This window comes from Sphingomonas sp. CCH9-E2 (assembly GCF_001557215.1).
Taxonomy (GTDB): Bacteria; Pseudomonadota; Alphaproteobacteria; order Sphingomonadales; family Sphingomonadaceae; genus Sphingomonas.
In genome coordinates this window covers 1-25,292 of sequence record NZ_LSJM01000442.1, presented here as the reverse complement: position 1 = coordinate 25,292, position 25,292 = coordinate 1, and the positions used below count along the sequence as shown (strand labels likewise).

The window sequence follows — 25,292 nt, the reverse complement described above, 5'->3', positions numbered from 1 at the left end:
AAACAACGCACGGCGCGGCAAAAGGGCCCAGACGCGAAACGGCCCGGGCATCGCGTGACGCCCGGGCCGGTCCGTTTTCAGTGCGCAACGGTCAGAACTTCATGCGCGCGCCGACCGAGAAATAGGTGCCGACAGCGTCATAGAAGACCGGCCCGACCGGGCTGAGCGGCGGCTTCTGATCGAGGACGTTGTTGACGTTGAGCGACAAGGTCAGCCGGTCCGACACATTCGCCCGCGCGCCGAGGTCGAGATAGGCATAGGCGCCGATATCGTTGTTCACCAGATAGCCGGTCGGATTGACCGACGGATCAAGCTGGCTGTTGAACTTGCCCGCCCCGACATAGCGGACCCGCGCGTCGAGCCCGAGCACCTTGTTCTGATAGGTGAAGCTCAACACGCCGCGCCAGCTGGGGATGGCGTTGCCGGTCCCCGCCCCGACATCGCCCGCCGTATCGACCCGCGACACGCCGGTATCGACCACGAAATCGCGGACATGCGTTGCCAGCGCGCGGATGCGCAGCGTGCCGGGCAGATTGGCGACGCCCGACATCGGGAAGACATAGGACGCCTCGATATCGAACCCGCTGGTTTCGAACACGGCGATATTCTGGGAGTTCGAGCGGACTTCGGTGACCGTGCCGGTCGCGTCGCGGGTGATGCGTGCGCAGGCGGCGGCGTTCCCGTTGCGGCAGGCGAGCGTCAGGTTCGATCCCGACAGCGTGCTGATCGCGCCCTCGATCTTGATGTCGTAGAAATCGACCGAGAGATTGAAGCCGGGCAGGAACTTGGGCGAGAACGTCGCCCCCAACGTCGTGGTATAGCTGATCTCCGGCACCAGATCGGGGTTGCCGCCACTGTAGGTGGTTACCGCCGCCGGGGTCGGATTATAGGCCGGGTTGGCCGCGGCGCGTCCGGCCGTATCGCGATCGACCAGCGGACCGACATTGATCGCGCGGGTCGAGAACAGCTCGCCGATGGTGGGCGCTCGGATGTCGCGCGAGCGCGTGCCGCGCAGCAGCAGCGTGTCGAACAGGTTCGCCGTCGCGCCGCCCTTCCACGACCAGATGCCGCCGCTGCGGCTGTAATCCGAATAGCGCGCGGCACCGTTGAGATCGATCTTGACCGTCTCGGCAACATTGAGCAGCGGGAGCGCGATTTCGCCGAACCCTTCCTGCACGTCATAGCCGCCGCTGACCGGTGCGCCGTAGAGGTTGAGCGGGCCGAACGCGCCGGCAAGGTCGAGCGCCCCGCTGACCGAACGCTGCTCCTCCCACCGCCCTTCCGCGCCGAGCACGACCGTCACCGGCCCGGCCCAGAGCGAGAACAGGTCGCCCTGGACCTCGACCGCCGCGGCGTCGAGCTTGTTCACCGTGTCGTTCTGCTGCGTGCCGCGGATATAGGCGAGCGCCTCGGGCGAGGCGGCGTGGAGGCCGAACAGGTTGAGCGGGCGGCAGGCGGGATCGTCATTGGCGGCGCTGGCATCGGCGTTGATCGCGCACACGATCTGACCGCCGCTCGACACCGCGTTGATGGCGTTGTTGAAGCGCGACACGATCCGCGCATTGCGGATGCGCTGGGCGAAATCGACCTCGCCATGGCTGAAATGCGCGCGCAGCGTCCAGCCGCCGCCAAGCTCGGCGTCGAGGCCGATCGCGCCCTCTTTCTGCTCGCGCGTGCCGTCATAGATCAAGCTGTACGGACCGGTGAAGAAGCGACCGAGGGTGAAGCTGGTCTCGCCGGCATTGGCGAGCGTGGTGCGGATCGATTGCGACAGAAACGGATTGGTCGCCGACATCGTCAGCGCCGGCGAGACGCCGATATCGGGCAGGAACGCATAGGTCGATTTCGACCGGCCATAAGCGACATCGGCCCACAGCTTGACCGCCCCGAAATCATAGGTGGCACGGCCATAGGCGCTGATCCGCTCGACCGGGGTAGTCACGGCGATGACGTCATACAGCCCGACGGCGCTGGTCCCGCCCAGCACCTGCGAGGGGAAGCGGATCGCGGGATTGGCGTTGAGCGAAGTACCCGCGCCATAAGTGCTGAGCGTGCCGTCGCTGTTGAACATCTGCCCCGCGAGCACGCCGGTGGTGATCAGCCCGCCCGGCGTCTGGTTGCCATAATTGACGTCGGGCACCAGGATCTGGCGCAGGTCGGTGGTCGATGTCGGATTGAGGCGGACGATCCCGGCGCTGCCCAGCCGGTCGCGCGAATTGCGATCGGGAATCGATTCGTCCTTCACATATTCGGCGCTGAACAGCAGCTGCCCGCGCCCATCGGCGAAGGAGGTACCCGCGGTGATATCGCCGCCATAGCGCGCGCCGTCGCCGCGCGACGAGATGCCGCTGACCCCGCCGACGGTGATCCCCTCGACGCTGTCCTTAAGGATGATGTTCGCGACGCCCGCGACCGCGTCCGACCCCCAGGCGGCCGACGCACCGCCGGTCACCACCTCGACCCGCTCGACGATGCCCAGCGGGACATAGTTGAGATTGTTGTTGCCGACGAAGCGCCGGTTGTTGACCAGGGTCAGCGTGCGGTTGCTGCCCAGACCGCGCAGGTCGACCGGCGCGCTGCCGCTCGACGTGTTGCCGACCGACACCTGCGGGGTGACGGTCGGGCGGACGGCGGGCGAATCGTTGAGCACCTGCGCCAGGTTCTGGCGCTGGCCTTGCCGCAATTCTTCCGCCCCCAGCACCGTCGTCGGGGTCGGCTGTTCGAACCCGTCGCGCGCGATGCGCGATCCGGTGACGACGACATCGTCATCGGCGGCTTCATCCTCGGCTGCGACCGGCACGGTCTGCGCAAGCGTCGGCGTCGCGGCGAGCAGTGTGGCACCCAAAGCGGCGGCGCTGCTGCCGCGCGCCAGTCCATGTCCCAGTTTCGATACAAGCTTGCGCATGTCTTCCCCCCAATTGGCCAGTCTTTCGCGACCATCCACTCCCGGAGCAAGAAAAGTGACACAATGTTCCGATTAGGACAATATATTTCCTATTGGGTGAGGATTGGGCAATTATCTCGCTGATTCTCATGATTTTTGCGCAGGATGCGCGCACCGCGGCACCCCTCGAACCCTCTAATCATGGCCAGTGCGACACCACGACCCGTTGACCTTCTCTGTTTGGGACTATACTGTCCTTATCAGAAAATCGCGGGGGTGGAGCAATGCGTGTATCACGTCGTCAAGCCATCGGTGCGCTGGGCACTGTCGCGATCGCCGCGCCGCATCTGGCGCGCGCCAGCTTCCAGGTCGATCCGGTCACCGGGCGCAGCTATTCGAAGCGCGCGATCGAGCTCGTCCGCCAGTCGGTGGTGGTCGACATGCTCGCCCCGATCAAGATCGACTTCGAACCCAGTTTCTACGCCAAGCCGATGAGCGATCAGATGGCGGCGGATTTCCGCGCGAGCGGGATCACCGCGATCCATCACGCCGTCGGCCTGGGCGGACCGAACGCGAAGGAGGCGGCGTTCGGCTTCTTTGCGATCTGGGGCAATTATGTTGCCCGCAACAGCCACGTCCTGACCGGGATCAGCACGTTCGCCGACATTCTGCGTGCGAAGAAGGACGGCAAGGTCGCGGTGATCATGGGGCTGCAGAATGCCGACCATTTTGTGCGCCCGGCCGACGTCAAAGCCTTTTACGAGCTGGGCCAGCGCTGTGCACAGCTGACCTATAACTCGCAGAACCGGATCGGGTCGGGGTCGACCGACCGGGTCGATGGCGGGGTGAGCGATTTCGGTGCCGAGATCATCAATGCGATGAACGAGGTCGGCATGCTGATCGATGTATCGCATTGCGGCGACCGCACCACGCTCGACGCTATCGCGATTTCGACCAAGCCGATTTCAATCACGCACAGCAACTGCCGCGCGCTGATCGACCATCCCCGCGTAAAAACCGACGAAGCGATCCGCGCGATGGCGGCGAAGGGCGGCGTGATGGGCATTACCGGGGTCCGCAACTTCGTCAGCAAGACCGACCCGACCACCATTCGCAACTATGCCGACCATATCGACCATGTCGTGAAGCTGGTGGGCATCGAGCATGTCGGGATCGGCACCGATTCCGACCTGTACGGCTATGACGACACGTCTCCGGAGATGAACAAGATGCTGCGCGGCGCCTATAAGGACAGTTACGCCTTTCGCGAGAAGATCGATATCGACGGGTTCGACCACCCGCTCAAGATGTACGCGCTGGCCGACGAGCTGATCCGGCGGAACTATTCCGACGCCAATATCAAGGCAGTGCTGGGCGGCAATTTCCAGCGGCTGCTGACCGCGACCTGGGGCGGCTGAGCATGGGCACGATCACCCCGCTCGCCGTTGCGGCGGACACGCCCGCGTTCGACGCCCTCGCGCTGCCGCAACCCTATCTGCTGTTCCTGGGCGACACGATCGAGCCGGGCTTTGCCAAGACGGCCTATGGGTTGCGCGACTGGGCACCGGAGCGATGCATCGGCGAATATGCCCTGCCCGCGGCCGAGGTCAGCACCGGCCTGATCCGGATGACGCCGATCGCCGCGCAGGCGGCGGGGGCGCGGGCGATGGTCATCGGCGTCGCCAACCCCGGCGGGGTGATTCCCGACAGCTGGCGCGCGGCGTTGCTCGATGCGCTCGAGGCGGGGCTGGATCTGATCAGCGGGATGCATATGCGCCTCGCCGAAATTCCCGGCCTCGCGCATGTCGCCGAGCGGCTCGGTCGTCGGCTGATCGATGTGCGCGTGCCGCCGGCCAACATCCCGGTGGCCAGCGGGCGCAAGCGCAGCGGCAAGCGCCTGCTGACCGTCGGCACCGATTGCGCATTGGGCAAGAAGTACACCGCCCTGGCGCTGTGGCGCGCATTCGAGGCCCGCGGCATCGACAGCGATTTCCGCGCCACCGGCCAGACCGGGATCATGATCGCGGGGGGCGGCGTGCCGATGGACGCGGTCGTCTCCGATTTCGAAGCGGGGGCGGCCGAGATGCTCTCGCCCGACGCGGCGACCGACCATTGGGACGTGATCGAGGGCCAGGGGGCGCTGACCCACCCATCCTATGCCGCCGTATCGCTGGGACTGCTGCACGGCAGCCAGCCCGATGTGTTCGTGGTGTGCCATGAGCCGGGGCGGCGCGAGATGCTGGGAACGGCCGGCTATGAATTGACGTCGATCGAGGAGATTGTCGCGCTGACGATCCGCCTCGGCAGCCGCACCAATCCCGCCATCCGTTGCGGCGGGTTCGCGTTCAACACCTCGGCGTTCAGCGCCGAAGAGGCAGCCGAGCTGATGGCGCGGGAGAGCGAACGGCTGGGGCTGCCGGTCGCCGATCCAATCCGCGGCGGACCCGCATTCGACGCACTCGTCGCGAGCTGCCTCGCATGATCGCGGCGCGGCGCACCGGACCCAAGCCGGGCGTCGCGCCGTGTAACCAGATCCATGGGGAGAGTAAGATGCCGCGTCCATCGTCCTGGCTGCGCGCCACCGTCGCGCTCGCGCTGATCGGCACGGCGCTGCCTGCCGCCGCCAGGGATCGCGCGTCTGCCGGCGCGACCTATACCATCCCCCCGGCCCGGATCGCCGGGCTCGCCGATTTCGTCGACGGCGTGATGGCACAGCAGATCGCGACGCGCGAAGTCGCGGGCGCGGTGGTGACCGTGGTCTATCAGGGCAAGATCCTGTTTTCCCGAGGCTATGGCTTTGCCGATGTCGACAAGGGCATTCCGGTCGATGGCATGCGGACGCTGTTCCGCCCCGGATCGACGGGGAAGATGTTCACCTGGTCCGCGCTGCTGCAACAGGTCGAGGCGGGAAAGGTCGATCTCGACGCCGACGTGAACACCTATCTCGATTTCACGATACCGCCGCTCGAGGGCAAGCCGATCCGCGTGCGCGACCTGATGGCGCATGCAGTGGGGATGAGCGATGTCGGCAATCTGACCGCGCCGTCGGTCGACAAGCTGGTTCCCTATCAGCAGTGGATGAAGGGGCGGATCCCCGAACGGCTATGGCCGGCCGGGACCGAGATATCCTATTCCAACTATGGCTCGGTCATCGCCGGATACATTGTCGAGCGGGTGTCGGGCATTTCCTTCCCCGACTATGTCGAACAGCGCATCTTCGCCCCACTCGGCATGACCTCCACCAGCTTTCGCGAGCCATTGCCCGCCGCGCTCGCGCCGCGCATGGCCACCGGTTATGTCGTCAAGGACGGCAGGCTGGTCGCCGAGCCGTTCGAGCTGTTCAGCCCGGTGATGCCGGCCGGGTCGGCGAGCAGCAGCGGCGCGGACATGAGCCGCTTCATGCTGGCGTTGCTGAATGGCGGCGCGCTCAATGGCAAGCGCATCCTGAAACCCGAATCGGTCGCGCTGCTGATGCGCGACTCGCGCGCCAATGCCCCGGACCTTCAGGGCATGGCCCACGGCTTTTTCGTGGTGCGCAAGGCCGGGCCGCGGCTGGTCGGCCATGGCGGCAATACCGGCGATTTCCATTCGAACATGATCCTTGCTCCCGAAGCGGGCCTGGGTTTCTTCGTGTCCGAGACCGGCGGTCCGGGCAGCTATGGTGGGCGCACCGAACTGACCGAGGCGCTGATCGGGCGGCTGTTCCCGGTCGATCCCGCGCCGCGCATCGCCGCTCCGGCGTCTGAGCGCGTACCCGTTGGCGCCTATCGCATGAACCGCCGCGATTATGCGCGGCCAGCCGATCCCGCCCGCGACTGGCAGGTCGTGGCGGCGGGGCCGGATGCGATCACGTTGGTGGTCGAGGGAGCGAAGACGCATTGGGAGCGGATCGGGCCGATGCTCTACGAACGCCGCACCGGCGCCCGCGCGGGCGGACCGTTCGAGCGGCTGCAATTTTATGGCGGCGAGGGCCAGTGGCGGCTGTCGCTGAGCTCGCTTCCGCATGTCGCATTCCATCAGGTCAAACCCTGAACCCTGCAAGGAGAGGTCGCATGAAGTTCCTCGCCGCACTCGCGCTGATGACCCTGCCCGCCGCCGCGCTGGCGCAGACGGCGACTGCCGACACGCCCGGCACGACAGGCAGCGGCGTGCAGTTTGTCCAGCCCAAGGACTGGACCGCTGCGCGCGCGGGTCCGGCGGTAACCTTCACCGCGCCCGAGGGCGATCTGCGCATCGCGGTCGTGGATATCGGCGCGGCAAGCGACGGCAAGGACGCCGCTGCCAGGGCCTGGGCAGCGCTGCGCGGTGCCGCCGGGCCGGAGCCGCGCCTGACCACCCCGGTTCCGGCGGGCGATGGCTGGGACGAGCGGCTGGCGGTCAGCTATGAAATCGCGCCGACCGAGCGCGCGGTGCGCTCCGCGCTGGCGCTGCGCAAGGGCGCGGCCTGGACCGTGCTGATCGTGGATGGCGGCGCGGGCACGGCGGCCAAGCGCTCCGCAGCGATGTCGGTGGTGCAGTCGGGGCTGAAGCCCGCCGGGTTTCAGGCCGAGAGCTTTGCGGGCAAGACGGCACACGAACTGACGCCGGCGCGGATCAAGCTGCTCACCGATTTCGTCGAGAGAGCGCGCCAGACGCTGGAGGTACCGGGCATCGGCTTTGCGCTGATCGATGACGGCAAGGTGCTGTGGCAAGGCGGGTTCGGCGTGCGCGCGCTGGGATCGCCGGAGAAGGTGGACCAGCATACCAAGTTCATGGTCGCGTCGAACACCAAGGGTATGACGACGCTGCTGCTGTCGGTGCTCGCCGATGAAGGCAGGCTCGACTGGAACCAGAAGGTGGTCGATCTCTATCCGCAATTCCGGCTGGGCAATAATGCAGTGACGCAGTCGGTGCTGGTCAAGCATCTGGTGTGCGCCTGCACCGGCCTGCCGCGCAAGGATTATGGCTTCATTCTCGCGGACAAGGGCCAGCCCGCATCGGCGACCTTCACCCAGCTGGCCGCGACGATGCCGACGAGCAAGTTCGGCGAGCTGTTCCAGTATAATAACCAGCTGGCGTCGGCGGCGGGCTATGTCGCCGGGCACATCCTGTATCCGAACATGGAATTCGGTGCCGCCTATGACCGGGCGATGGAGGAGAAGGTTTTCAAGCCGCTGGGGATGACGGACGCGACCTTCGACTATGCTGAGGGGATGGCGGGCAATTGGGCGGCACCCCATGGCCTCGATATCGACGGCAAGGTGACGCTGATGTCGAACGACTTCAACGGGTCGCCCTACCCCTATCGCCCCGCGGGCGCAGCGTTCGCGACCACCGCCGACATGATCCGCTATGTCCAGCTCGAGCTGGGCAAGGGGATGCTCGACGGCAAGCGCGTGGTAAGCGAGGCCAATATCGTGAAGCGCCGCGAGAAGGGCGTGCAGGTCGGCCCCGACAGCTGGTACGGCATGGGCCTGTTCCAGACCAATGTTAAGGGCGTCACCGTGGTCACTCATGGCGGCACATTGCTCGGCTATCACAGCAACTGGTACGCGCTGCCCGACAGCGGCGTCGGCATGGTGATCCTGACCAACAGCGACCCGGGCGCGGCACTGCTCGCCCCGACGCTGCGCCGCCTGCTCGAAATCCTCTATGACGGCCAGCCCGAGGCGGAGCGCGATGTCGCGGCGGCAGCGGCGCGGATCAAGGCGGGCGCGGTGGCACGGCGCGGGCGGCTGACTTATCCGGGCGATCCGGCGGTGCTCGACAACCTCGCGCGTCATTATGCCGATCCGACGGTGGGGCAGATCACGATCAGCGACCGGGATGGCGCGAAGTGGATCAAGGCGGGCTTTGTCGAAGGGCCGATCGCGACGCGCAAGAATGCCGATGGCACGGTGTCGATCATCTCGGTCGGACCGGGCAATATCGGCGTGGACGCGCTGGTCGGGGTCAAGGATGGCAAGCGCACGCTGACCATCAATGACGGGCAGCAGAACCAATATGTCTATGTCGAGGATTGAGGGATGAGACTGACCGTCGCGCGCGAAAGCCTGCCGCTCAACGCCCCGTTCCGCATTTCGGGGCATGTGTTCGAGACGTCCGATATCGTGGTCGTGACGCTGGAGGATGGCGATGCGCGTGGGCGCGGCGAGGCGGCGGGCGTCTATTATCTGGGCGATGACGTCGATCATATGCTGGCGGCGATCGAGACTGCGCGGCCGGGTATCGAGGCGGGGATCGACCGGATGGGCCTGCGCGACCTGATGCCGGCGGGCGGCGCGCGCAATGCGGTGGATGCGGCGCTGTGGGAGCTGGAAGCCGACCGCGCCGGGGTGCCGGTATGGCAGATCGCCGGGATCGCAGCGCCGCAGCCAGTGGTCACCACTTTCACGCTCGGCGCGAACGATCCCGAAGCGATGGCGCAGGCCGCGCGCGGCTGGGCCGAGGCGCGGGCGATCAAGGTGAAGCTGACGGGCGAGGACGATCTCGATGCCGCCCGGGTGCGCGCAATCCGCGCCGCGCGGCCCGATGTGTGGCTCGGCGTCGACGCCAATCAGGGATATACGATCGATCGGCTCGACGCGCTGGTCGCGGTGCTGGTCGAGGCCCGGGTCGACCTGCTCGAACAGCCATTGCGGCGCGGGGCCGAGGCGGATCTCGATGGCTATGCGTCGCCGATCCCGCTGGCGGGGGACGAAAGCATCCTGACGCTGGCCGATGTCGACCGAGCCAGCGGGCGATTCGACGTGATCAATATCAAGCTCGACAAATGCGGCGGGCTGACCGAGGCGCTGATGATGGCCGATCGCGCCGCGCAGCTTGGGCTGGGCGTGATGGTCGGCAATATGGTAGGCACCAGCCTGTCGATGGCCCCGGCCTTCGTGCTGGCGCAGCGCTGCACCATCGTCGATCTCGACGGCCCGACCTTCCTCAAGACCGATCGCACCCCGTCGATCGTTTATCGGGACGGCTATGTCTCCTGCGACGACAGCGTATGGGGGCCACGCAATCGGGAGATTGCCGCATGATCCGACCGCTCGCCCTGCTCGCCACGCCGTTGCTGCTGGGGGCCGCCGATCCGGCCTATGACATCGTCATTCGCGGCGGACGCGTGCTCGATGGCGCGGGCAATCCGTGGGTCAGCGGCGATGTGGCGATCAAGGACGGGCGGATCGTCGCGATCGGCACGGTGACCGGCAGCGGCCGCCAGGAGATCGACGCGCGCGGCCGCTATGTCGCGCCGGGGTTCATCGACATGCTCGACCAGTCGGGGCGGACATTGCTCAACGACGGGTCGGCCGCGAACAAGTTGCGCATGGGCGTGACCACGCTGATCGCGGGCGAAGGCGGCACCGCCGTCCCGGCCGACGCGATCCCCGGCTACTTCGCCAAGCTCGAGAGCCAGGGCATCGCGGTCAATTTCGGCACCTATTATGGCGCGGTGCAGGCGCGGGTGAAGGTGATGGGCGATGCCGCCGGCACCCCGAGCGAGGACCAGCTGAAAGCGATGGAGGACGAGGTCCGCACCGCGATGCGTGCGGGCGTATTCGGCATCTCGACCGCATTGATCTATCACCCCGCCTCCTTCCAGTCGGCAAGCGACCTTGCCCGGCTGGCGGCGATCCCGGGCAAGTGCGGCGGATTCTATGCCACCCATATGCGCGACGAGAGCGACAAGCTGCTCGCCGCGATCGACGAGGCGGTGGGGATCGGCGCACGCAGCGGGGCGAAGGTCGAGATTTTCCACATCAAGGCCGCCTATGCGCCGCTGTGGGGCAAGCTGATGCCCCAGGCGATTGCGCGGATCGAGGCGGCGCGCAGCCGCGGCATCGATGTCGGCGCCAACATCTACCCCTATCGCGCGGGCGGCACCGGGCTCGACGTCACCGTTCCCACCCATGTCTTCGCCAAGGGGCGCGAGGCGGCGCACGCCGCGCTGCGCGATCCGGCGGTGCGCGCGAAGCTCAAGCAGGAACTGGCGGCGGGGTCGCAGCCCGACTGGTCGAACCTGGTCCATGCCTCGGGCGGGTGGAAGAATGTCGTGCTCGCCAATGCGCAGAACCCGAAATATGCGCGGTTTCACGGCAAGAATTTCGCCGAAATCGGCAAGGCGCTGGGCAAGGATCCGGCCGATGCGGCGTGGGACATCTGGCTCGACGCGCTGCCCGCACGCGCCACCGCACTCTATTTCATGATGGATGAGGGCGATATCGCGCTGGCGATGCGGCAGCCATGGGTCAGCGTCGGCACCGATGCCGGGGCATCGGACGCGACGATCGCGCCGGACCAACAGGGCCGCCCGCACCCGCGCGCCAATGGCACCTTTCCGCGCATCATCGCGGAATATGTGAAGGCACGGAAGGTGCTGACCCTGGCCGACGCGGTGCGCAAGATGAGCGGATGGCCGGCGCAGCGGCTGGGTCTGTCCGACCGTGGCCTGCTGCGCGCGGGCATGCGCGCCGATGTGGTTGTGTTCGACCTCGACACGATTCTGGACCGCGCGACCTTTGCTGCGCCGGAAACCCCGCCCACCGGCATCGACACGGTGATCGTCAACGGCACTCTGGCGCTCGCCCAGGGCCAGCCGACCGGCGCGCGCGCGGGGCGCGTGCTCCGCCATCCCTGCCCCGGCGTGTAGGTCCGCAACGGGATTGTTTGGCGGCAAGACGCTGCTATCACCAAAGGCGGCTGATCGGGCTTCGTAGTCCTGATCGGAAACCTTGAGGTGATCGCCGTCTATGTCTGATGCCCCCACGCTTGGAAGTTTCCTGCGCCGCCTGCGCGGGCAGGAGGGGTGGACGCTCAAGCAGATGAGCGAGCGGACCGGCATTCCGGTATCAACCCTGTCCAAGATCGAGCATAACCGGCTGACGCTCACCTATGACAAATTGCTTCAGCTCGCCCAGCGGCTGGGGCTGCGCATGTCCGAGCTGTTCGCCGAAAGCAGCGAGCCCGCCGACCCGCAGCAGCAGCCGGTGACCGCGCGGCGCAGCGTCGGCCGCCTCGATCGCGCGGTGCGGGTCGAGACGCCGAATTACGACTATTTCTACATGAACACCGAATTGCGCCGGAAGCGGATGATCCCGATCGTCACCAAGATCCGCGCGCGCACGGTTGAAGAATTCGGCGAGCTGGTCCGCCATTCGGGCGAGGAATTCATCTACGTCCTGCAGGGCGCGGTTGAGGTGCATACCGAATTCTACGACCCCGTGGTGCTGCACGAGGGCGAGTCGATCTACATCGATTCAAACATGGGCCACGCCTATATCGCCGCCGAAGGCTGTAGCGAGGCGACGGTGCTGGGCGTGTGTTCGAGCGCCGAGGAGAAGCTGATGGAATCGCTGATGACCCTGCAGGGTCAGGAGATGGTCGAACAGAACGGCGCGCGGCGGTCGAAGTCGGCGTTGTAGGCGCGAGGCGTTCACGCCGAACCCTGACCTCCGTTTGCCCTGAGCGAAGGGCGGCTCCCGAACTTCGAGATTTTCGCGCGGCGCTTCGACAAGTTCAGCGTAAACGGGAGTTGGAGGCTTCCCTCAGCCCCCCGCCTGCGCCTGTGCCGCCTCAACGATGCGCAGGATATTCCCGCCCCACATCTTCGCCAGATCCGCGTTGGAATAGCCCGCCTGTTTCAGCCGCGCGGTGACCAAGGGCAGGGCCGAGATATCCTCGAACCCCTTGACCCCGCCGCCGCCGTCCCAGTCGCCGCTGAAGCAGACATGGTCGGGTCCGGCGACCTTCACGACGTGCAGTACCATCGCGATGTATTTCTCGAAATCGGCGTCCCACAGCGGCTGGGTCTGGTCGAGTTCGCGCCAGCGCTTCGCCAGCGCGACCTGTTCCGCAGGGGGCAGCGTCGCGATCTGCTCGTACTTCGCGAACAACGCCCCGCGCTCGCCGGCGAGGTTGAGTTCGGACAGGAAGATCGTGCTGATGCACATCGCCCCGCCCTTTGCCGCGAGCGCGCGGATGCGGGTGTCGTCGAGGTTGCGCGGGTGGTCGTAAGCGTGGCGGCCAGTGGTGTGCGACAGGATGATCGGCGCACGCGACAGCTGCAGCAGCTGGTCGAACGCGGTGTCCGAGGCGTGGCTGGCGTCGATCACCATGCCGAGCCGGTTCATTTCCGCCACCCATTGCCGGCCGAGCGGGCTGAGGCCGTTCCAGCGCGGTTTGTCGGTCGATGAATCGGCGAACTGGTTGTTCTTGCCGTGCACCGGCCCGGCCATGCGCACGCCGCGCTTGTGGAACTCGGCGAGCAGCGACAGGTCTTCGCCGAGCGGATAGCTGTTCTCGATCGATTTGAACGCGATCAGCCTGTTTTCGCCATTCAGGCGGCGGACGTCCTGCGCCGTCAGTGCCGGGGCGATGCGCTTGGGAAATTGCGCGATGGTCGTGTCGATCGCGTCGGAGCGCCTGCGCGCAAAGGCAAGCGCGTCGGCATAGCCCTTGGCCGTCAACGGTCCCTGATCGGTGTAGATGACGAAGAAGCCGCCATCGAGCGCGCCCTCCTCCATCCGGCCCATATCGACCTGCGCAAGGTCGGTCGCGGGATCGTGCTTGTCGCCGAAACTCCACCCCGGCCGCCCGAAATGCAGCGGCGTATCGAGATGCGTGTCGAGCACGAGCAGGCGTTTGTGCAGCGCCGCCATGTCCTCCACGGGAGCTGACGGCGTGGCCGTCGCGCAGGCGGCGAGCAGCAGCAGGGCGAGGGTCGAGAACCGCTTCATTTGCTCGCTCCCACCGGACGCAGATCGAGGTCCTGATAATTGTAGCTGAAGTCGGCGATCGGGCTTTCGGCCTTCATCGACACGCGCGCGACCTTGCCGTCGGCGTCGAGCGCGAAGGTGACAAAGGCCGGCTCCAGCGACTTGTCGTCGAAGCGGGTGACGAACGAGTCATATTGCCAGTGGACCAGCTTGCCCTTCATCGCCGGGGTGGTGGTGAAGTCGATGGTCAGGCCGCCATCCTTGCCCTTGCCCACCACGACATCGCCATACCACGCGTCGCGATAAGTGCCGACATAGCGGTCGAGAGCGAGCGACGGGCCGACCTTGGCGGGCGCGGCGCGCGTCGTCGACAGCGCCGCCTTGGCGCCCGCAATGCGCTGCGCGATGAAGGCGTCGAACCGGCTTGGCCAGCCCTGATCGGGTGCGCCGAGATAGTGATCGACCAATGTATGGATCACGCCGCGCAGCAGCGCCGTCTCCTCGGCATTGACCACGCCGGCGATGCCGACATCCTGGTCGGGGAGCAGGATGACATAGGCAATCGCCCCGAACACCGCGCCGCCATGCGCGATCACCCGCACCCCGCGATAATCGGTGACGCTCCAGCCGAGCGCATAGGAGCTGAAATTGGGCGTCAGCGGCGCGAGCGAGGGCGGCATCGGGGAGATCGGCTGCAGCGTCACGCCCTTCCACATTTCCGCCGACTGCGCCGCGCTGAACAACCGCCCGCCGCCGGGCAGCGCGCCCTTGCCGAGCTGGATCTGCAGCCAGCGCGCGAGGTCATTGGCACTGAGCGCCAGGCCGCCAGCGGGCAGCGCCGCGCGGCCGAGTTCCGCCGCGCGCTCGTCAAGCATCGACACCGGGCCATCGCCGCGCACCGCGCCGCCGATCCGGGCATGCGGATGCGCGCGATTGGGATTGGCGAGGCGGGCCTCATAGGTCGCGGTCGCACTGGTCATGCCCCCGGCGGCGAACACGTCCTGCGCCATGAAGTCTTCCCAGCTCTTGCCGCTGACCTCCTCGATCAGCTGGCCGGCGACGGCGTAGAGGATGTTGTCATAGGCATAGCCCGAGCGGAAGCTGCGCGCGGGCTGGATGTAGGCGAGGCGCTTGACCGTTTCCTTGCGCGACAGGCTGCCGCGCGGGACGTAGAGCAAGTCGCCCGCACCGAGGCCAAGCCCGCTGCGATGAACCAGCAAGTCGCGGATGGTGATCTCGCGCGTCACCCAGGGATCGGCCATACGGAACCATGGCATGTGATCGATCACCCGGTCGTCCCAGTTGATCTTGCCGCGATCGACCAGAATGGCGAGCGCGGCGGCGGTGAACGCCTTGCCGGTCGATCCGGTCTGAAAGATCGTGTTGGCATCGACCTGTTGCGTGCCGCCCTGCTTGGTGGTGCCCCAGCCCTGCGCCAGTTCGACCTTGCCCTTGTGCACCACCGCGATGGCAATGCCGGGCGCGCCGCTCTTGGCGCGCAGCGTCTCCACCCGTTCCGCAAATCCCTTGGGCAGTTCCGCCGCTGCGGGGACGGCAAGCAGCAGCGCAGGAAGCGCGAGCAGGGCACGGATCATGCAACAGTCTCCACGTCGGAAGTCTCCACGTCGGACGGCGCGCGCAGGATACGCAGGACGCCAAGGGTCATCACGGGCAGCACGAACACCGCCAGCATCGCGAAGGCGAGCAGGCGATAACCGCTGCCGATCAGGTCGATCAGGCCGATTGCGGTGGCGACGAACACGCAGCCGAGCAGCAGCGCGAGCGCGATGCCGGCGCGCGCTCCGCTGCCAAGCGGCACGCCGCGCCTGGCCTGCCACACCCCCGACACGCGCTCGTTGACTGCATGGATGATGCCGACCCCGGTTTCGAGCAGGGCGGCGAAGATCATCGCCTGGAACGCGATGGTGAACCACGGCAGGTTCATCTGCCCGAGCAGAAAGGCCGAGGGCAAGGTCTGGTCCGCGATGCCGGGATAGAAGGCGATCATGCACAGGAAGAAGCCGAGCGCGGGCAGCATCGCCAGCGGTCCCGCGATCGATCCGGCGATCAGCGCGTCGCGGCGGCTGGTGAAATGCGCGGTGAGCGGCAGCACGGCGGCGGCCGCGACCAGATTATAGGCCGCATAGGCAACACCACCGGCCACCCAGCCGGTCGTGGGTGCCGGGGTGGCGAGACTGGCTCCGATGCGGTCGCCGAACAACGCGAGACCGAGGATCAGGAACAGGGCGTAGACAAGGTAGAGCAGGGTCGAAGCGTATTTGAACAACCGCTCGACCGATGCGGTGCCGAGTCCGGTCACCACCGCAATCGTCGCGGTAAGTGCCAACGTCCCGACAATCGCGGGCGCGCCGAGGCTCGCCCCGATCTCCCCCGCCGCGGCGCCGACCACCGCGAGGATCAGGATCAGCAGCAGGACATAGACGATTTCGAATGCGATCCAGCCCGGACCGAGCAGCTTTTGAAAGAAGCTGCGATAGTCATGGCTGCGGGTCAGATGCGCGAAGGCGAAGGTCGCTGCGCACACTGCGCTCCAGACCAGCATCGCCAGCAGCATGGCGACCAGTCCGCCCTGCGGCCCGCTGGGCAGGAAGAACTCCGCCAGCTCGCGCCCGGTGGCATAGCCGCCGCCGATCACCACGCCCTTGAAGGCAAGGCCGGGGAGCAGGAAGCGCTGAAACCAGGTCGCTCTGGCCATGATCACCCCGCGCCCAGGCAGCTGTCGACCAGCGCCTCGAACGCCGCGCCGCCGCGGATCGGATCGGCGACGGGCAGGCCCAGCCGCACGCTTTCGGCGGCCATGAACCGCGCGGCAGCATCGGCGTCCATTGCGGCGGTGTTGTAGGAAAAGCCGCCGCAGCGGATCGCGGGATTGGTGCGGCGACCGAGTGCGGTGGCGAGCGATGCGATCTCTTCGACGCTGACCAGCTGATAGCCGGCGGTGCCGAGCATCGCGGTGCGACCCGGCTCATGACACACCACGAACACGTCGGGCTGGCTGCCATGGAGCAGGCCGAGCGAGACGGCAGCATAAGCGGGATGCGCCAGCGACCCCTGCCCCTCGATCACGTCCCAATGGTCGGGCGCGGCGTCGGGCGAGAGCAGCTCCGCCGCGCCAGCTTCGAAATCCGACACCACCGCGTCCATCGGGATGCCGCTCCCGGCGATCATGATCCCGGTCTGGCCGGTCGCGCGGAAGTCGCTCGGCACGCCGCGCGCGGCGAAGGCACGCGCAAGCGCCAGCGCGGTGTATTTCTTGCCCAGCGCACAATCGGTGCCGACCGTCAGCAGCCGCTTGCCGCTGCGCTTGCGGCCGGTGGCGACCGGGATATCGGCGGGCGGCACGCGCACGTCGAACAGCTGCCGCCCGAGCAACTGTGCCGCCGTCGCCACTTCGGGCAGGTCGGCAAGGCGCATATGCATTCCCGCGATCAGGTCGAGCCCCGCCTCCAGCGCCTCGATCAGCGATGCGCGCCACGACAGCGGAATGATCCCGCCCTGATTGGCGACGCCGATCACCATTGCCCGCGCGCCCTGTGCCCGGGCCTGTGCCGGGGTCAGTTCGGGCAGACCGGTCGACACCGTCGCATTGGTCAGCCGCAGCTCGCCGACGCATTTGTCCGCCGCCCAGTCGCGCAGCCCCAGCGCGGTCTTGGCAAAGCCACGCTCGACCGTATCGCCCAGGAACAGCAGATAGGGCTGCGGCAGCGTCGCATCCGACCCGGGCGCGTTGAACGGAGCGTTCATGGCCGGCGCGATCAGAAGGACAGGTCGATGGCGAGACCCAGTGTGCGGGGTTGCAGCGGCACGGTCGACAGGAAGCCGGGATTGGTGGTCGCGACGTTGCTGGTGATCCGCCCCTGCGCATCGGTGACGTTGCGGGCATAGGCGCGCAGCGTCCATTTGTCGTTGAACGTCACCGCCGCGTTGAGGTCGAGCGCGGAATAGCCGTCGATCGGCACCGAAAGCGCGGAGCTTTCGATGTCGGAAATACGGTCCCCGACAATCCGGAACGCGCCACCCAGCCGCGCTTCCGCAGCACCGCCGACGGCAAAGCGATAATCGGCCGTAAGTGCGGCAGAGACCTTGGGCACGCTCGGCAACCGGTCACCATCGGTGCACGAAGCGGTGGTTTCGGTGCATTTCGCGTCGGTATAGGCAAAGTTCGCCCCGACATTGAACCCGGCGGTCGGCGTGATCGACAGCGATGCCTCGACCCCGGCGCTGCGTGCCTTGCCCGCGTTGACGAGGCCGCTGATCCCTGCAGCAAAGGAGGCTGCGGTCTGGAGATTGTCCCAGTCGAGCATGAACACCGCGGCGTCCACGCTGACCGCGCGGTCGAGGAAGCTGGCCTTCACGCCGGCCTCATAGCTCGTCACCCGCTCTGCCCCGACGGTGGCGGGGAAGCCCGGCAGCGCGACGTTCGGTCCGCCCGGCTTGTAGCCGCTGGCGACGCGGGCGTAGATCATCGCGTCCCGGCTCAGGTTGAATTGCGGGCTGACGCTGTAGGTGACAATCTCTTCCGACGATTCGCCGTCGCCGCTGGCATTGAGGCCGAGCAGCGGGATCGCGGTCGACTGGGTAAAGGTCTGGTCGTTGCGCGCCCAGCGCAGCCCGCCGGTCAGGTGGAACTTCTCGCTGATCTTCCAGGTCGCGTTACCGAAGACCGCATATTCCTTGTACGTGTTGGGCAGGCCGACCACGGCGAACGGGTCAAAGCCCGCAAGCGGCGCGCCGTTCGCATCGAGAGCGCGCACCACCTGGCTGTGGGTGTTGTCTTCGTCGGTATAGAAAAAGCCGACCATCCATTCAAAGCTGGTGCTGGGCGCCGAGGTGAGGCGCAGCTCCTGCGTCCACTTCTTCTGCTCGAGCGTCGCCGGATAGGGGGCAAAGCCGCCGAAGATGCCGCCAAACACGCGGCTGGCATCGGTCACTTCGAGGATTTCGAGCTTGCTGTACGACGTCGTCGAGCTGAGTTCGGCAAAGCCCAGATCATAGCCGATCGAAGCCGAATAGAATTGGAAGTCGCTGGTGAACGGCTCGGCCAGCTGGGTATTGGTGTTGAGGAACCCGGCCCCGGGCGCGATCGGGGTGTTGCCCATGCCTTCGTAGACGAGGCTGACATTGTCCGAATCCACCGACTGCCACACGCCGCTCAACTTGATCGTGAGCGCGGGATCAGGCTGCCACAACAGCGCCACCCGTCCCCCCTGCTGGACCGCGTCGTTAACGTCTTCCTCGCCGGTCTGGATATTGTCGACATAGCCCGGCGTTTCGCGCCGCGCATAGCTGGCGCTGACCGCCAGCTGGTCGGTGACCAGCGGCACATTGACCATCGCGTTGGCCGCCCAGCCCACACCATCGCCATGCGCCACGGTGAACACTTCGGCGCCGCCACGAACCTTCAGGTCCTTCAGGTTCGGCTGAACCGTGACATATTTGAGCAGGCCGCCGATCGAGCTGGCACCATAGAGCGTGCCCTGCGGCCCGCGCAGCACTTCCAGCCGCTCGATATCATAGGGCATCAGGTCGAGCGTGAAGGTCTGCGAACGGTTGTAGATGCCGCTCGACCCGATCGGGGCATCGTCGAGATACAGGCCGACGGTCGCGCTCGGCCCGATCGGCGCGACACCGCGCAGCGTCAGCGTCGAGCGGCCGGGCGATCCGGCATTGTCGACCTGAAGCCCCGGGATCGACGCGGCATAGTCCGACAGCTGCGACGCGCCGCTCTGCTGCATGGCCTGGCCGCTGACGACGGTGATCGAAATCGGCACGTCCTGGATCCGCTCGGTCCGCTTTTGTGCGGTGACGACGATCTCGTCGCGGTCCATGGTGACGCCGTCCTGCGCGAAGGCCGATACCGGCAGCATCAACGCGGTGGCCGCGGTCGAGAGGGACAGGACGATACGGGTCGGAATTGCATGCCGTGTCATGTGAAGTCTCCCTGAATCTGCCTGTCACGTCGGCATTCCGGCGCGCGGTCTTTCTCTGATTAAGAGAATGTTGTCCTATTTAGACAATTGTCAATCTTGATTTGGTAGGGCCGGATGCCGGTCATGCGACCGACACCCGACCCGCGGGGAACCTCAATATCCCGTACCGAAGCTCACCAGCTTGAACACCAGCGCCACCCACAGGACGACGAAGGCGCCAAGGACGAGCAGGACCGACCAGAGTTTCGAGAACCAGCCACGCCGCTCCTTAAACGCCAGCAGCAGGTTCCACACCGACCCGGCGAGCAGGCCAAAATAGGCAAGCGTGCCAACGACCTGAAGCGTCAGGATCAGCCAGTCATTCTTGCCATGGCCGTCGAAATTCTCGATCCCCATGACCACGATCAGCCAGCCGACCAGCACCGCGATCACCAGCCATGCCAGGCCACGCACCACGCGATAGGCGGTACGCGCCGGGCCGGTCAGCGCAAGCTGCGCGCCATAGCGGCGGCGCGCGATCCAGCCGATCGGCCAGCCGAGTGCGGTGATCAGGATGACGGCAAGCGCGAACAGCAACGCCGGGATCAGCCACGCGCCGCTGGCGTACCAGGGGGTGCGGTCCCACACCATGAAAGGCGAGGCCATGCCGAAGGTCCAGCGGACGATCTGCCCGTCACGTACTTCGGCAACGAGGCGTTCCTTGCCATAGGCGTCCTGCCACACGAACGGTTCGACCTCGATCCATTTGCGCGGCGCACCGCCGAGCGAGGGAATGCCGCTGACCAGGGGGCGGCCGTCTTCGTCGAGGCCGATCTTCTCTTCGCCGAGCAGATAGACGAACGACGCGAAGCTCGATGCGACGCGGCGGCTGTTGGTCCAGCTGCCGGTGAGCAGCTTGGCATGCTCCTTTGCGGTTGCCAGCTCGACCGGCGGCGTGTTGGCGGCAGGCAGGTAACGGTCGGCAAACCCCTCGACCAGCGCGGTGCGCACCGCTCCGGGTGCCCCGCCCCCACCCTGGCTGTTGACCGAAATGAAGATGCCGACTTTTTCCGCCGGGAAGATCTTGAGGTCGGTGTGGAAATAGACGGTGTCGCCGCCATGGCCCACCGCGCGGCGACCGTTGATCCAGTCCTCATAGAAGCCCAGCGCCATCTGGTTGGCGCCCTTGACGCTGAAGTTCTGCGCCTTGAGCATTTGGGCCGTGGTCGCTGGCTTGAGCAGCGGGCCACCCTGATCGAGGAACGCCAGCATGAACTTCGCCATGTCCGCCCCGCTCGCCGACATCGCGCCGGCCGGCGCCATGCCGATGATCTCGAACCGCTGCGCCTTGCCCGAACCCAGTTCATAGCCCTGCGACATGAACGGCTTGAGCTTGGCGGGAAGTGGCTGGCGGAAGCTGGCATAGCGCATGCCCAGCCGGTCGAAGATATTGCGCTCGACATAGGTGTCGAACGACTGCCCCGACACGCGCTCGACGATGTAGCCGGCCAGCGCGGTCGCATAGTTGGAATAGGCCGGCGTCGTGCCGGGGGCGTAGATCCGCTCCGGGATCCGCTCCTTCAGAATGTCGCCCAGCGGCTTGAGCTGGATGTCGAACGCCAGCAGCCCCTTGATGATCTCCTCGAACCCCGCGGTATGCGTCATCAGGTGGCGCATCGTGATCGGCTTGTCGCCATAGGGTGGAATCTTGAAGTCGAGATAGGTGTTGATGTCGGCGTCGAGGTCGATCTTGCCCGCCTCCACCTGCTGCATCACCGCCGTCCAGGTGAAGAGTTTCGAGGTCGAACCGGGCCGGAACAGCGTCGTTGCGGGATCGACCGGCGCGCGCTTGGCGACATCGGCATAGCCAAAGCCGCGCTGCGTCACGACCGCGCCGTCCTTGACCACCACGACCACGGCACCGGCAATGTCGCCGCGCGCCAGGGCATAGGGCATATAGCCGTCGAGCCACGCATCGACATCGGTCTTGGTCAGCTTGTCCAGCCCGGCCGGGGTGGCGGGCGGCACGGCCGGCGCGGCCACCGCCGCGGGCTGAGGCACGAGCGGCGCCTGCTGGGTTGAAGCGGGTATCGCGACGGTGAGCGCGAGCAGCGCCGCCACCGCCAGTTTGACCTTGTGCGTCCACACGACCATCATCTTCCCCTTCCCTGGGCTGTGCGATCCTGCCCGGGCGCGCGGTGCGCGAAGCGAGTGAATCGTCCTGATCCGACGAACATGATCCTATTTGGAGAATTGTCAAATCAAGAGCGCGTGCCGCACAGGGTGCCGCGTTGCGCTCAGTGCAGGCGCAGGCGGGCCGTCCGCACGCTGACGATCGCGCGCATCTTGTGTGCGATGATGGTGGCGCGGTGCGGGTCGATGCCCGCCACCACGAACTCGGCGCGATAGCCGCGCGGGCGCGCCTCCACCGACAGCGAATCGATCACCCGATCCTGTTGGGCGAACAGGCCGAGCAGGCGGCACAGCACTTGCGGGCAACGCGCGGCGGTCACGACAAAGGTTGCGGTGCCGGTCCCGGAGCCGGAGTCCATGTCAGGCGGCAAGGACAGGCTGGCGCTGCGCTCGGCCGATCGCCCCGCGGGCGAGCCGGTCGGCGGCGACATGCGGCGCGATCCGCTCCGCTGCAGCATGGTCGAGTACCGCCGTGAGCCGCGCGCCGGTTGCCTCGACCCGGCTCCGCGCCTCGGCCACGCTCCAGCCGAGATGCTCGGCTGCGACGTTGATGATGCCGCCGGCATTCACGACATAATCGGGCGCATACAGAATGCCGCGCGCGCGCAGCGCATCGCCCGCTGCAGGGGCCGCCAGCTGGTTGTTCGCCGCGCCGCACACCACTGCCGCGCCGAGCTGCTGCACCGATGCAGCATCGATCACGCCGCCGAGCGCGCAGGGTGCCAGCACCTCGGCCGGTGCGGTCAGCAGTTCGTCCGGCTCCATGACGCGCGCCCCGAATCGGCGGGCCGCCTCGGCCGCGACCTCGATCCGCGGCTCGGCGACGAACAGCCGCGCTCCGGCTTCGTGGAGCAGTTCGCACAACGCAAAACCGACATGGCCAAGCCCCTGCACCGCGACCGTCACATCCGCGAGCGACGCGCCAAGATGCCGCTGCACCGCCACCTCCATCGATCGCAGCACCCCAAGCGCAGTCCAGGGCGAGGGATCGCCGCCCGGCGCACCGGGCGCGGTCGGCAGCCCGGCGACATGCCGCGTGCTATCGGCGACATATTCCATATCGGCCACGCTGGTGCCGACATCCTCGGCGGTGACATAGCGCCCGCCCAGCGACGCCACCGCGCGACCGAACGCGCGGAACAGCGCGGCGCGGTCGAACGGGCCATCGGGCATCCGGATCACCGCCTTCCCCCCGCCGAGCGGCAGGCCCGCCAATGCGTTCTTGTAACTCATCCCCTCCGCCAGCCGCAGCGCATCGGCAACGGCGTCCGTGTCACTGGCGTAGCGATGAAAGCGGCACCCACCCGCCGCCGGGCCGAGCGCAGTCGAATGCACCACGATCACGCCCGACAGCCCCGATTGCGGGTCATCGAGACGCAGCACCTCTTCGGGCGGGACGGGGGCGGAGGAATCGGGCATCGGACATCACCTTGATCGCAAGCACCGCAATCGTAACCGGTGATACCGGCAATTTCTGACCTAATGATTCGCACATATGCGATTATCAGGATAGAATTAACCCAATTCCGTCCGTTCAGAGGTTAAATCATGCCGGAACCGCTCGACGCCTACGACCGCCGCATTCTCCGCGCGCTGCAGGACGATGCTTCGCTGTCGACCGCTGCGGTCGCCGAAGCGGTGGGGCTGTCCGCCTCACCCTGCTGGCGCCGGATCGACCGGCTGGAGCGCGAAGGCTATATCAAGCGCCGTGTCGCGCTGCTCGACCGGCGCAAGATCGGGCTGCGTGCGCAGGTGTTCGCGCTGGTCAAGCTCAACGCACATGGCCGCGCCAATCTCGACGAATTCGCCGCATCGATCCACGAGCTGCCCGAGGTGCTGGAATGCTATGTCCTGATGGGCACGGTCGATTTCATGCTGCGCGTGGTGGCGGCCGATATCGAAGCCTATGAGCAATTTTTCTTCGAAAAACTCTCGCGGCTGCCGGGGGTTCAGGAAATCAACTCGACCGTCGCGCTGTCGGAGATCAAGTCGACCACGGCGCTGCCGGTGTGAGGTGATTTGCGCTGGGATGAAGTGGTGCCCGGGGACGGAGTCGAACCGCCGACACTGCGATTTTCAGTCGCATGCTCTACCAACTGAGCTACCCGGGCACGGGATGAAGGCGCGCTCTTAGTCGCGGGGTTGGCCGCTGTCTAGCCCGCTTTGCAATTCTTCCGGATCGGCCGGGCGACCGGGGATGCGATAGCCTTCGCCGAGCCATTGCAGCAGGTCGCGGTCCTTGCAGCCACGGCTGCAGAACGGCTTGAATTCAGGCGCGGGCTTGGCGCCGCAGATCGGGCAGATTGCTTTCATGTCGCTTCCACAAAACGGGTGCGCCCGCCGGTGCGGCGGTGGAGCTGCGCGATCCAGTCGGGCTCACGCTCGATCCGGCGCAGCAGCGGCGCGGGGAGGATATGGGTATCGGGCGCGGGCGGGGGAAGGCGTTCGAGGCGGCGCAGCTCCGCCCGCAGTGCCGCGCCGACGGGATCGGCGGCGATGAGTTCGGGCAGCGACATGCGCGTCTTGCGCCGGACGATCTGAAGGAAGCCGAAGCCGTTCATCGCGGTACGCTCGAACGGTTGCGGCAGGGCGGCGTCGATTGCCTCCCCCACCGCATTGCGTTCGTTCTTGTTGGCGAGCGTCGGGAAATCGACTCCGACCGATCCGGTAATGTCGAGCCGCTCCATCGCCGCCGCGACGGCATGCGCGGCGTCGATCGACAACGGACCCAGCGGCGGGCCGCCATCGACATCGAACAGGTTCATCGCCGGGGTGAGCGACAGCAGCAGCGCGCCGCTGGCAAAGCGGATCTCGCCGGTGCGCGCTTCCTCCAGCACTTCGGACCAGCCCGCTTCCTCCAGCGCATCGGGTTCGTGCGCGTGGCAGTGACGCACAGGGAGGCCAGTGGCGGTGATGCGCGTGAGCAGGCCGGGGCCGGGTGCGGGCGCGCTGTCGGGTGCGGGAACGGCCTTGGGCAGCTTGATCCGTCCGCGCTCGGCCACCGATTCGCGGACGATGCGGACGGGGAAGGACGCGCCCTGCGTCACCCCCTTGGGCAGCGGGTCGCACAGTGCCTCGCCGCCATCGGACAACATCACCTTGCCGGTGCTGCGGTCGATCAGCTTGGCGACGGCGATCGTGTCGGCGCGCAGCCCGGGCAGCTCGATCCGCGCCTTGCGGATGGTGCCGCGCGCGACCAGCGCCGCGCGATTCTCGCCGATCCCGGCTTCGTAGAGCCACTCAGCCAATGTTGTAGCCAGCGCTCTCCAGCAGCGCGCGGGTGTCGTAGAGCGGCAAGCCGACTACGCCCGAATAGGTGCCGGAGATGAAGCGGACGAACGCCTCGGCACGGCCCTGGATGGCATAGCCGCCGGCTTTGCCCAGCCCCTCGCCGCACGCGATGTAACGGTCGATCTCGGCTTCGCTCAGCCGCTTGAACGCGACCACCGTGTCGGACAGGCGCACCCGCGCGCGGCCATCCAGGCCGATCAGGCACACCGCCGACAGGCAATGGTGGCGGCGGCCCGACAGCTTGGTCAGCAGGTCGCGCTGCACATCCTCGGTTTCGGCGGGCGGCAGGATGCGGCGGCCGAGCGCGAT

20 protein-coding genes and 1 tRNA gene are annotated in these 25,292 nt (G+C 66.8%); 8 read left to right on the top strand and 13 right to left on the bottom strand.

From position 1 onward, the window contains the following. Nucleotides 1-91: 91 nt before the first annotated feature. Nucleotides 92-2,905, bottom strand: a complete 2,814-nt coding sequence (locus tag AX681_RS19945) for a TonB-dependent receptor domain-containing protein (RefSeq protein WP_066660118.1) — start codon at nt 2,903-2,905, stop codon at nt 92-94. A gap of 263 nt (nt 2,906-3,168) precedes the next feature. Here AX681_RS19945 and AX681_RS19940 point away from each other — a divergent pair, with 263 nt between their 5' ends. The 7 genes from AX681_RS19940 (at nt 3,169) to AX681_RS19910 (ending at nt 12,276) form a co-directional block, all read left to right on the top strand. After that, nucleotides 3,169-4,302: a dipeptidase gene (locus AX681_RS19940; RefSeq protein ID WP_066660113.1), complete on the top strand. Its 1,134-nt coding sequence runs from the start codon at nt 3,169-3,171 to the stop codon at nt 4,300-4,302. 2 nt (nt 4,303-4,304) lie between these two features. Further along, the gene (locus AX681_RS19935; protein ID WP_066682675.1) at nt 4,305-5,366 is read left to right on the top strand and encodes a DUF1611 domain-containing protein; all 1,062 of its coding nucleotides are present in this window, start codon (nt 4,305-4,307) and stop codon (nt 5,364-5,366) included. Nucleotides 5,367-5,434: 68 nt separating this feature from the next. Further along, entirely contained in the window at nt 5,435-6,916 is a 1,482-nt protein-coding gene (locus AX681_RS19930; protein ID WP_197422075.1) for a serine hydrolase domain-containing protein, read from the top strand. Nucleotides 6,917-6,936: 20 nt separating this feature from the next. Further along, nucleotides 6,937-8,886 (top strand): serine hydrolase domain-containing protein, encoded by a 1,950-nt coding sequence (locus tag AX681_RS19925; RefSeq protein ID WP_066665009.1) that lies wholly within the window; start codon nt 6,937-6,939, stop codon nt 8,884-8,886. Between the two features lie 3 nt (nt 8,887-8,889). Then, complete coding sequence (locus tag AX681_RS19920) at nt 8,890-9,894, top strand: dipeptide epimerase (protein WP_066665012.1); 1,005 nt, start codon at nt 8,890-8,892, stop codon at nt 9,892-9,894. After that, a complete protein-coding gene (locus tag AX681_RS19915; RefSeq protein ID WP_066665014.1) occupies nt 9,891-11,504 on the top strand; it encodes an N-acyl-D-amino-acid deacylase family protein in 1,614 nt (537 codons plus the stop codon). Before AX681_RS19920 ends, AX681_RS19915 begins: the two co-directional genes overlap by 4 nt. Before the next feature lie 100 nt (nt 11,505-11,604). After that, on the top strand, nt 11,605-12,276 hold the full coding sequence (locus AX681_RS19910; RefSeq protein ID WP_066665017.1) for a helix-turn-helix domain-containing protein: 672 nt from the start codon (nt 11,605-11,607) through the stop codon (nt 12,274-12,276). Nucleotides 12,277-12,399: 123 nt separating this feature from the next. Here the strand turns inward: AX681_RS19910 and AX681_RS19905 are convergent, their stop codons facing one another. The 8 genes from AX681_RS19905 to AX681_RS19870 form a co-directional block, all read right to left on the bottom strand. Continuing rightward, entirely contained in the window at nt 12,400-13,590 is a 1,191-nt protein-coding gene (locus AX681_RS19905) for a dipeptidase (RefSeq protein WP_066665020.1), read from the bottom strand. After that, nucleotides 13,587-15,164 carry a serine hydrolase gene (locus AX681_RS19900; RefSeq protein ID WP_066665022.1) on the bottom strand — a complete coding sequence of 526 codons (1,578 nt, stop codon included), beginning with the start codon at nt 15,162-15,164 and terminating at the stop codon, nt 13,587-13,589. Before AX681_RS19900 ends, AX681_RS19905 begins: the two co-directional genes overlap by 4 nt. Next, nucleotides 15,161-16,285: a YkvI family membrane protein gene (locus tag AX681_RS19895; protein WP_066665032.1), complete on the bottom strand. Its 1,125-nt coding sequence runs from the start codon at nt 16,283-16,285 to the stop codon at nt 15,161-15,163. Before AX681_RS19895 ends, AX681_RS19900 begins: the two co-directional genes overlap by 4 nt. Nucleotides 16,286-16,287: 2 nt before the next feature. Further along, nucleotides 16,288-17,334, bottom strand: coding sequence for a DUF1611 domain-containing protein (locus AX681_RS19890; RefSeq protein WP_066665024.1), 1,047 nt, complete (start codon nt 17,332-17,334; stop codon nt 16,288-16,290). Between the two features lie 11 nt (nt 17,335-17,345). Next, nucleotides 17,346-19,520 (bottom strand): TonB-dependent receptor, encoded by a 2,175-nt coding sequence (locus AX681_RS19885; RefSeq protein WP_066665027.1) that lies wholly within the window; start codon nt 19,518-19,520, stop codon nt 17,346-17,348. 153 nt (nt 19,521-19,673) lie between these two features. After that, a complete protein-coding gene (locus AX681_RS19880; RefSeq protein WP_066682679.1) occupies nt 19,674-21,653 on the bottom strand; it encodes a serine hydrolase domain-containing protein in 1,980 nt (659 codons plus the stop codon). A 143-nt stretch (nt 21,654-21,796) separates the two neighbouring features. After that, nucleotides 21,797-22,051, bottom strand: coding sequence for a hypothetical protein (locus AX681_RS19875; RefSeq protein ID WP_066662142.1), 255 nt, complete (start codon nt 22,049-22,051; stop codon nt 21,797-21,799). A gap of 1 nt (nt 22,052) precedes the next feature. Beyond that, complete coding sequence (locus tag AX681_RS19870; RefSeq protein ID WP_066662139.1) at nt 22,053-23,111, bottom strand: Glu/Leu/Phe/Val family dehydrogenase; 1,059 nt, start codon at nt 23,109-23,111, stop codon at nt 22,053-22,055. Between the two features lie 129 nt (nt 23,112-23,240). On the opposite strand from AX681_RS19870, the gene AX681_RS19865 reads away from it, so the two are divergent. Next, nucleotides 23,241-23,705 carry an Lrp/AsnC family transcriptional regulator gene (locus AX681_RS19865; protein WP_066662136.1) on the top strand — a complete coding sequence of 155 codons (465 nt, stop codon included), beginning with the start codon at nt 23,241-23,243 and terminating at the stop codon, nt 23,703-23,705. Between the two features lie 22 nt (nt 23,706-23,727). On the opposite strand, the gene AX681_RS19860 is transcribed toward AX681_RS19865, so the two are convergent. From AX681_RS19860 to AX681_RS19845, 4 genes are all read right to left on the bottom strand, one after another. Next, nucleotides 23,728-23,803 (bottom strand) — tRNA-Phe (locus AX681_RS19860). 19 nt (nt 23,804-23,822) lie between these two features. Continuing rightward, entirely contained in the window at nt 23,823-24,005 is a 183-nt protein-coding gene (locus AX681_RS19855) for a DNA gyrase inhibitor YacG (RefSeq protein WP_066662133.1), read from the bottom strand. Beyond that, nucleotides 24,002-24,940 (bottom strand): ribonuclease, encoded by a 939-nt coding sequence (locus tag AX681_RS19850; protein WP_066682673.1) that lies wholly within the window; start codon nt 24,938-24,940, stop codon nt 24,002-24,004. Before AX681_RS19850 ends, AX681_RS19855 begins: the two co-directional genes overlap by 4 nt. After that, nucleotides 24,933-25,292: Maf family protein (locus AX681_RS19845; RefSeq protein WP_197424331.1), on the bottom strand; the 360-nt coding region annotated here is incomplete at its 5' end. The genes AX681_RS19850 and AX681_RS19845, both read right to left, overlap by 8 nt.